Raw genomic sequence first — 8,623 nt, forward strand, 5'->3', positions numbered from 1 at the left:
ACAAAGATATGATCAGGATACTTTCTTAGATACATTCTTTTAGATTTATCAAAGACAAGATTAGATATTTTATTGAGAAAAATAATTTTAGCAGGTGTAGCCTTTTTTTATATTCTAATTTAACCTATTTTTTACATTGGCCAGGGTCTCAATCTAAAAAAACTTTATAGGTTAAGTTAACTAAATTATTTTTTAGAAATTGGAAATTTAATGAACAAAATTTACTTAAAACCAATTTCAATTTTTCATTTTCTTAGTATTTCATAGTAAATATCTACTTCTTTCCTTACAATATTTTCCCACGTATAGTTTTTTGCTCTTTCTATAAATTTACTCTTTTCATAACCAATTTCTAATACATTTACAACTTTATCTGCAAATCTTTCTTCAAAATTATTACCTTCTTCTACCACATATTCTTTAAACCCTATTGCCTCTAATATTCCACCATTAGAACTACCTAATACACAAGTTCCACAAGCTTGTGCTTCTGGAACTACACATGGCCATCCTTCATTACGACTTGGCAGTATCATTACATCCATAGCATTCATATACTTTGCAACATATTTCTGTGATAATCTTCCAGTAAATATACAATCTAAATTTCTTCTTGATATTTCTTTTTCTATTTTATCTTTCAAAAAGCCATCTCCAACAATTATATATTTTACTTTATTATATTTTTTGGATATTTTTTCAAATATCTCTGGTAATTTATCTGCTCTTTTCACAGGGATTAAATTTCCAACAAATCCCACATATTTATATCCTTCTTTATAAATACCAAGTTCCTTTCTAATAATATTTTTATCCATTGGTTTAAAAATGTTAGAATCATATCCATTTGGGATAACTACTGCGTTTTTCCCTGAATATCCATATGATTTTGCTTTATCAAGCAATGCTTTGCTCACAAATATAGCTTTTGATGCTTGTTCTAAAATATTTTTGTACAATTCTTTTTTTTGTCTTTTTGCCATTTCATAATTCACATCACTTCCATGCAATGTTACTACATATGGTATGTGATATTCATCATTTAACATTTTTGCAATATAGCCTGCCGGAATGCTACCAAACATACCATGTGCATGAATAATATTAAATTCCTCCACATTTATTTCCTTTTTCAATCCCCTTAAATATTTTTTTATCTCATCATTTTTTGAAAATAACTTGTAAATAATCTTATCAAGTATCCCATTAGTTTCAGAAACTTGATTATAAGTTATACCCAAGTTTCTAATAATTTTTCCATAATCTTTGTTTAGCATTTTTTTTAGAAATCTTAATGTCCATGAGTGTTTAAGCTTAGTAGAAAAAAGCAAAAAATCAATATCAAAACTTTTATAAAATTGAATCCTCTTAGTAATAAAAATTCCTGAATATAATTTCTTTTCAAGAGGATACAAATTTGTTATTAATAAAACTTTCATTCTCTTCACCTCAACAAACTAGAGTCTCATATTATACTAAGAAAAAACCGAACGAAATTTAACTGCTTTACCTTCAAGTATGATTTACATACGCAAGTATTATTTCTAAACCTTTTTCCAATCTTTTGCTAAAACACACAAAATATATTTTCTGATATGACTTCACAAAACTTTCTATATAAGCTATCTAGGGATGTTAAGCTCATACAAATATCTTTCTTCTCATACAAATTTTCATGTTTCAATAATTTTTACTTAAAGTTCTTCACTTTCTTTATTTTTATTTTTCTTCAAACACCACTTTATTCTCATATAATTTTTTTGATATATATTTGTTGTTCCTTTATATTATTTCGATATTTACATCTTCAAAACTTATTATTTCTCATCGAAACCTCATATTATTTTTCAAAAAAATTATTGAAGTAAATCTTGTCATGCGAACTGTTATTTCAAATATCCCATTTTATTTTTTTAATGCTCCTTTTCAGTTCTTTTGTGGTAATCCTTAATTCTATTTCATATAATTGCTTACACTCGTAATGAATTTCCCTAATCACACATTATTCTATCTTTATTCCTAATTTTTGTAAAAGTGTCTAATATTTTAAAAGAATGTGCAACTTTTAGATCTTTTCTAATGTTTATACTACATGCTTTTTTGAATTAATAATCCAATATGTTTCTTTGTTACTATCTTTCCACATTCAAAATGTCTGTTTTTTAGCACAAAGCACCTCTATTTTATTTATTTATCTAGCATTCTTGAAATTAGATCAACTATTTTTTTCCCGGCCTCGCCTTTTCCATAAACATTTTCAGGGTAATTATTACTGTTTTTTTCAAAAACTTTTTCATATAAATTATTTTCATCGGCAAGTTTATTCCATCCGAGTTCTACTAATTCTCTCCATCCTGTATCTGGCATTACTACTATTGCTTGTTTCCTTCCAAAATATGCTTCTTTTTGTAAGCCACCACTATCTGTTATTATTTTCCAACTCTTTTTTACAAGTCCCATTAGATTTAAATAATCTATAGGATTTATAACTATCACTTTTTTTAAATATTTTTCAAAGTTAAATTCTTTTATTCTTTTTTTAGTTCTGGGATGTATTGGAAAAACTATGGGTATTTCTTTTGATATCTTTTCAATTTGCATTAGTATTTTTTCAAATTTTTCTTTGTTATCTACATTAAAATCTCTATGTAAAGTCATAACAATATATTTATTTTCTTCAATATTCAACTTATTATATATATCATATTTGAATGCACCTTCCATTTCAAGATATAAGTCATACATAATATCTCCTACAAAATGTACACCTTCAACAATCCCTTCTTTTTTTAAGTTCTTAACAGCAAGTTTTGAAGGGCAAAACAATAACTTTGACACATGGTCTGTTAAAACCCTATTTATTTCTTCTGGCATATCTTTTGGTTCCTGACGTATACCCGCCTCCACATGAGCAACCGGAATTTTTAATTTTGCACCAACAATTGCACCTGCAAGTGTTGTGTTTGTGTCACCATAGACTAGTATTAAATCCGGTTTTTCTTTTAAAATTACCTTTTCAAATTCAATCATTATTTTACCTGTCATTTCCCCATGAAATCCTGAACCCACATTAAGAAAATAATCTGGTTTTTTGATATTTAAAACTTTAAAAAACACATCAGACATGTTGAAGTCATAATGTTGCCCAGAATGTACAATCACTTCTGATATATATTTGTTTTTCAACTCTTTATTTATTATGGCTTCTTTAATAAATTGTGGTCTAGCTCCTACTAATGATATGGTTTTCATAATATTATCCTCTCCTCTTCAAAGAAATATTCTCAATTAGCCTCCAGAAACTTAGTTTTCCTCATTTTTTTGAAAAAATTATTTTTTTACTTTTTTTAAAGTAAAAGTTAGTTTATCACTTAATTATTTTCTTTCCTTATTCATTTCTGTCATTCTTAAATAAGTTCCATCTCTTTTTCAAATCATTTCAAGCTAAATTTTTAATTACTTTCTTACCATTTATCCCTCAAACTAACCTTTTTATATCCATCTGGATCGTATTTTCTACCCTTACTTTTCGTAATCACCCCTTAGAAGATTCGGAGAAAAAATAAGGTGATGGTATCATTAACCCAATTAAAAAGGGTGTTTTACATGAAAAAAGTATCCTTCTGATTTTAAACTTCAAGTTGTTAAAAAGTATCTTAACTCTGATTTGTCTTTATCTGATATTGCTAGTAAGTTTGATATTTCTTCTGTTAATACTGCTCATAGATGGGTTAAATTGTACTCTGATCTGGATATAACGATGATATTTTTTATTCTAAAAAAGGCAGACCACAATTTCCTTGTTAAGTCATTACAATATCAGCTTTAGTTTTTTTATTACAATACTAGATTATTTTTTGATAGTGGAATTAGAAAAAGAAATTCAACTTTTAAAGGTTATTCTTATACTAGTGATAGTAAAAAAGTTTCTGATAATTATATTAAGCAATTACTTTTTGAGTTGTTAACTGTCAATGATCCATTAAATCCAGAATTCTTTTACAAGACCCTAGGTTCTAAAAAATATCTGCTATATTTAGACAAAAGTTTAATATTATTAACCACAAAAAGATTCACAGATTGAGAAAACAATTAAATCTTATTAGAAACTATCACTATCATCTCAACCATCCAAGGAAAAGACCTAAAAATCATGATATTACTAAACCTAATCTATATTGGGAATCTGATATTAAATTTGTTCCTACTAAATACAACGGCTATATCCCTAAAAAATAGTTATTAGAACAGACAATAATCCACAATTTAAAGATAAAATTACAAATGCTTTTTTGAAAGTGTTAAATATTATCCATGAATTTGGATACAAAAATAATCCTAACTCTCAAGCATATATTGAATCATTTCATTCATCAGTGCAAAGTGAATTTGTTAAATCTATTGAATTTGATTATATCGATGATGTATATAACTACTATGTTTCATACATTTATTTTTACAACAATTTAAGACCACATGGTTCATTAAAGTATCTAACACCCGAATATGTATATAACCTTTTTTCTTCTCCAAATAATGAAACAAATAAAGATGGACAGAAAAAATTAGAAAAATTTACAATAAATGTGAAAAAATGAGTTTTCCTTATTTCTTCTCTAATCCCCAGGGGTCAAACCCAATATATTTCAAAATACCTTCATCCTTTATCAACCTTGCAATTACTCCAGCATTTTTCCTGTCACTTTTACTAGGTGAATTATTATCTATAATTTTTTACTCTTTTTACATGATGTGTATTAACCCTTACAAGATAATCTACTTCTTTACTTTCTTTCATCTTCAAGGATAAAGGTTTCCAGTAATGCCCAGATGGTTCCATACCTAAAATTACTTTATTTAATCTCTTTTCTTCCTTTGCATCTCTTATTTTTTCTTCAAGCATTTTAATACCATCTATGGTATTATTAATCTTAAAAGCACTAATTAAATCAATCCCACGAAAGTTAATCATTCTAACCCAGTAATTTCTTTTAGAAATATCAATATCAACAATTAAAGTATCGTGAGTAATTCTAGAAACTTTTTTGTTAAAAGAATTATTTTTCGTAGTATTGCCTCCTGAAGTTTATGTGATGGGTTAATTATATATTATCAGGAGGCGATATTTTTTTGCAATCCTTATTTTTCCTTACAGAAATTCTCATATAATAACTTTAATAAAAAGTAGAATTTAGCCTTTGAAAATTAAATATTCTTTTGTAATATCAAGTAGTTAAAAATATTTAATTTTTAATTCTTTTGTTTATTTTCAAATATTTCTTATGAAAAATTATACTTTTCTTTCTGTCCAATTTTTCTGGAGAGTAATATATTTACTTCTAGTTTTATCAACAAAAAGCGTATAAATTACTCATTCATTATTTATTATTTGCTAGTTAAATATATTGAATATAAATTTTTAGAATAAATAAAAAAGGTTAGATATTCTATTTATTAATTTTTGTGATAAAACACCTTTTCGGCTCTTATTAAATTACTAAAGGCTTTTACTTAGTTTACAAAAATTTTACAAATATTATTAGTTTACTCTCACAAATGGTTTCGATTTAAAATTGCAACATAAATAATATATTCAATGCAAATAACAGCCAAATACTCCCCAAAAAAGAATGATAAAGAAAAAGAGGCTACTAAAAACAAAATTGCAGCTTCACCCAAAACTACATTTTTCCTTTGTCTTAAAATCATTATTCCTCCAATAAAGAGAATAACTAACAATGGAATCCCAAACAAAAAACCAACATGAGCCAAAATTTCAATATAAAAAGAATGAGCCACTCTTGGGATTCCAATAAAAGATTCTACTATTTTAATGGAATTATCTCCTACTCCAAATAAATATTTTAAAATCATTTTAAAATAACCTATCCAAATTGAAAATCTATTATTAGTTATATAGTCAAAAATATTATTGGAATATGTTTCTTCGAATTTTAAACTATATTGAAACAAAATTATATTAATTAAAAATGGTAGTAACAAAATTAATATCAATAATAACACTACGATATTAAAAATAGAATTTTTATACTTAAATCCGTTTAATGAATTTATAAAGAAAATTCCTAAAAGAATTGTACCAGTTACGCTATTTAACCAAAGAACGGAGATCAAAAACAAAAAAGAAAATGACAAAAACCTGTAAATCAAATTCTCTCTCTTTATTAAAATTGAAGTTAATATTATTAAATTCGCAATTAAAAAATTGGGATCAATTCTGTAATAAATACCACTTTCTTTATTCGATAAAAAGGAATCGACATAAATAATTCTATTAAAAAAAGGGACATAAATAAGCAAAAATGAAAATAGACTTATCAAAATCAAAATTACAATTACAAAATTTAAATTTTCGTTAATATTATCATTATATTTTAATTGTTTCATAAAAATATAACTTGAAACAACTATTAGAATATACCTTACAAGATATTTAAATGCGATTTCTATATCTAAGCCAAAAAGTAAACTAACTAAAAAATTATAAAAAACAATGACTAATAGTAAAATTAAAATAAGCATATCTAAAAAAGATATTTCTCTTTTTTTTATTAACCTAATAAATACCATTTTAACAATCAAAAAAAACAACAAATAATTAATCAATAACTCTCCTTTATATATGAAAAAATTTCTGAATATAAAAAATGGAGATATTATTAAAAAATCCATTTTTCCCTCATCATTTAACAATATAATAGCAGATGAAACAATTAACAGAAAAAGCGAATAATTTGGATTTTTAAGTCCTAATAAAAAAACTGTCCCAAAATAAAAACTAAAAATATAAACAATTATTAAAACAAAATTTAAACGCTTCATTTTATCCCTCTTCAAAGAAATATTATTAATTAGCCTCAAAAATTAGTTTTATATAATTTTTCGTAAACATCACTCTTCTTTTAATTTAATAATAAGTATTTCTCCCATTAATGTTATAACTACTATTAATTTTAAAATTCAATGCAACAGAAAAAAACAACTAATTTATTGTTTATATGAAAAATGAGTTTTAGTAATCTATTATACATTTTACAGCCAATAAACCACATTTTACTTCTTTAATTTGGTATCAAAAATCTACCATCAATCTATATTTAACTTTTCTAACAACTTCTGTTCTAACTTTTCTGCAAGTGACTTATAATGATATTTTTTTATTATATTATATCTTTGATCTATTCTAATATTTAAATTTTCTTTCCTTGCAAGCGATATTAAATATTCAGCAATATCATAAACTTGATTCTTATTAAACACCTTCGAAATTCCGTCAGCCTCAACTTCGTCTTTCATTTCCCAATTATTTGGAGCAATCGCAAGTACAGGCTTTGTTGTAGAAAGATATTCATAAACTTTTCCAGTTCTAATAGACTTCCCACTTTCACGACTTCCAGTGTAAACTATTAACAATAAAACATCAGATTTTTCTTGCAATTCCAAGGCTTTATTCCTTTTCAAAAAACCATAATCTTTTATAATATTATTAACTTTCTCTTTTAAAGCTTCCTTTTGAAGTATCGATGAATTAAATCCTGCGTATTTAAACTCTATATCCAAATTTGGTTCTTTATTTTTCGCTATTCTTAAAGCCTTTAAAAAAGGAGATATTTCTCTAAATTTTGGCCTTAAGGAACCTGTGTAGACTATACTAAGAAAGTTTTTTTTCTTTTTTAGAATTTTATTTTCTGAATCTATGGTTTTATCAAAACCATTAGGTAAATAAAATATTTCTTTATCGGTAATGTTTCGATATTTTTCTACTAATCCTTCAGAAACAACCATAATTAAATCTGCATTCTTTAAAATCTTTTTTGTAAATCTCCTTACTATTGGTAATCTTGATATTAATGATTCATCTAAATCAAAAGATGTGTCTCTGAAATCGGCAATCCAGAAAACTTTCTTTGAATATTTTTTCTTAAAAAATTCACCAATTTTTAAAGAGAACCAAGGATTATAGGTAGTTATCAAAACATTAATTTCTTCATTTTTTAAAACTTTTGAAATTTCTTGTAAATAACCTTTATAATCATGCAATAAAGCCCCTCCCGGAGAAATAGGTAAATACTTTTCTAATATAATTCTTAGCTCATTTTTTAGAGATTTTAAAAATTTTTGAAAAAATGTATTTGTTCTTAAATATTTCTTATTCTTAGTTTTATTTAAATAAGAATTATTAATAGATAATTTTAATGGAATTTCAACAAGTTTAGAATTGCCAATATCAAAATCTCTAATTGTATAATTTTCTTCTTTAAATTTACTTGTTATAATAGTTACATCATGCTTAAGAGAAACGTATTTCGAGATTTTTTCCCATCTTATAGAAGCAATATTAGACCACTTTGGTGAATACGGAGAAACAACTATTATATTCATAATTTGCCTCCTTAGTAAAATATAATTTTTTATCTTACACCCTGACCAATGTAAAAATTATTTTTCAATCAATCTTATCATCTTAGGATGAGCAGAAAGCGTGTCTATTAACATTGTTAACTGCTGCCCTAGTAACATATATCTAATCTGTGCCTTTAGCGTCCTTTCATTCATTCCTCTCATCTTTATCCTCTGCTTCAGCCTTTCTATATACCATTCT

Annotated in this window: 6 protein-coding genes and 1 pseudogene; 2 read left to right on the plus strand and 5 right to left on the minus strand. The window is 25.4% G+C overall.

The features are described 5' to 3' along the window. Window positions 1-245: 245 nt before the first annotated feature. Window positions 246-1,439: a glycosyltransferase family 4 protein gene (locus EO083_RS09535; protein ID WP_126994205.1), complete on the minus strand. Its 1,194-nt coding sequence runs from the start codon at window positions 1,437-1,439 to the stop codon at window positions 246-248. Window positions 1,440-2,187: 748 nt separating this feature from the next. Next, window positions 2,188-3,252, minus strand: coding sequence for a non-hydrolyzing UDP-N-acetylglucosamine 2-epimerase (gene wecB / locus EO083_RS09540; RefSeq protein WP_126994207.1), 1,065 nt, complete (start codon window positions 3,250-3,252; stop codon window positions 2,188-2,190). A gap of 370 nt (window positions 3,253-3,622) precedes the next feature. Between wecB and EO083_RS10205 the strand changes: the two are divergent. Together EO083_RS10205 and EO083_RS09550 are read left to right on the plus strand one after the other, a co-directional pair. Continuing rightward, window positions 3,623-3,829: pseudogene (locus EO083_RS10205) on the plus strand (transposase); the annotation flags it as partial. 469 nt (window positions 3,830-4,298) lie between these two features. Continuing rightward, complete coding sequence (locus EO083_RS09550; protein ID WP_241230035.1) at window positions 4,299-4,598, plus strand: integrase core domain-containing protein; 300 nt, start codon at window positions 4,299-4,301, stop codon at window positions 4,596-4,598. A 122-nt stretch (window positions 4,599-4,720) separates the two neighbouring features. Here EO083_RS09550 and EO083_RS10075 read toward each other — a convergent pair whose 3' ends face one another. The 3 genes from EO083_RS10075 to EO083_RS09565 all read right to left on the minus strand — a co-directional run bounded on the left by EO083_RS10075 (window position 4,721) and on the right by EO083_RS09565 (window position 8,403). Continuing rightward, on the minus strand, window positions 4,721-4,972 hold the full coding sequence (locus EO083_RS10075) for an IS110 family transposase (protein ID WP_241230034.1): 252 nt from the start codon (window positions 4,970-4,972) through the stop codon (window positions 4,721-4,723). Window positions 4,973-5,550: 578 nt separating this feature from the next. Continuing rightward, window positions 5,551-6,843 carry a hypothetical protein gene (locus tag EO083_RS09560; protein ID WP_126994211.1) on the minus strand — a complete coding sequence of 431 codons (1,293 nt, stop codon included), beginning with the start codon at window positions 6,841-6,843 and terminating at the stop codon, window positions 5,551-5,553. Between the two features lie 264 nt (window positions 6,844-7,107). Continuing rightward, on the minus strand, window positions 7,108-8,403 hold the full coding sequence (locus EO083_RS09565) for a glycosyltransferase family protein (protein ID WP_126994213.1): 1,296 nt from the start codon (window positions 8,401-8,403) through the stop codon (window positions 7,108-7,110). Between the last annotated feature and the right edge of the window lie 220 nt (window positions 8,404-8,623).

Source organism: Thermosipho globiformans (assembly GCF_003990895.1).
GTDB lineage: Bacteria > Thermotogota > Thermotogae > Thermotogales > Fervidobacteriaceae > Thermosipho > Thermosipho japonicus.